Origin of the sequence: Rhodoferax sp. UBA5149 (assembly GCF_002413825.1) — a bacterium.
Lineage (GTDB): Bacteria > Pseudomonadota > Gammaproteobacteria > Burkholderiales > Burkholderiaceae_C > Rhodoferax.
The window spans coordinates 5,937-6,748 of record NZ_DHXT01000032.1; the positions used below are offsets into that span (position 1 = coordinate 5,937).

2 protein-coding genes are annotated in these 812 nt (G+C 53.8%); both read left to right on the forward strand.

The genetic code is table 11. From position 1 onward, the window contains the following. Positions 1–159 precede the first annotated feature (159 nt). On the forward strand, positions 160–390 hold the full coding sequence (locus B3V69_RS02560) for a hypothetical protein (protein ID WP_296443499.1): 231 nt from the start codon (positions 160–162) through the stop codon (positions 388–390). Then, entirely contained in the window at positions 387–788 is a 402-nt protein-coding gene (locus B3V69_RS02565) for a type II toxin-antitoxin system VapC family toxin (protein WP_296443501.1), read from the forward strand. Before B3V69_RS02560 ends, B3V69_RS02565 begins: the two co-directional genes overlap by 4 nt. Positions 789–812: the final 24 nt, after the last annotated feature.

An 812-nucleotide genomic window follows, 5' to 3' on the forward strand; every position in this document is an offset into this window, starting at 1 on the left:
AAGTTTGGAAGTTTGCAAGTAGCTATCGCGAACGCGCGGCAGTTGCCGGGCTGAGTGCCGCCGGTGTCGGTGGACGAGGGGCTGCAAAGGGTGGTGACTAGTCCACCAGCCCCAAAATAGGCATAATATGTATTTGCCACATACAAATGGAGTATTTTTATGCCACAGCTTCACTGCTATGTTCCTGATGCCATCGCCCAGCAACTGCAACGGCACGCGGCACAGTTGGGCCAGAGTGTGTCGGCCTATTTGGCTGAACTGGTCAAGCGCGATGTCAATGCGGGTTGGCCAGAGGGTTTTGAGGCGGCTTTGTTTGGCCCGCAGGTCGAACGTTCGCCCTTGACCGTTGAGTCGGCTGGGTTGGCGCAAGAGCGGATCGCTTTGCAGTGAAGTATCTGCTTGACAGCAACACTTGCATTCAGTTTCTCAATGACAGTCATGCCGGTGTTCGGCAGCAATTCTTTAAGCATCTTCCGTCTGATTTGGCCGTGTGCAGCCTTGTCAAGGCAGAGCTGATTTATGGTGCTTACCGCAGCGCACGTGTGCCGGCTAACCTGCAACGGCTAGAGACTTTTTTTGAGCCTTTGCGCAGTTTGCCGTTTGACGATGCCTGCGCGCACACTTATGGACAGTTGCGGGCGGTGCTTGCCGCGAAGGGTGCTGCTATTGGCGCCAACGATATGTTGATCGCAGCCATTGGGCTCACACACCGGTTGACGGTAGTGACGCACAACACGCGTGAATTCGGTCGCATTGATGGACTGAAACTGCAAGATTGGGAAATATGATATTAATTGGGGTCAGATTCCAAT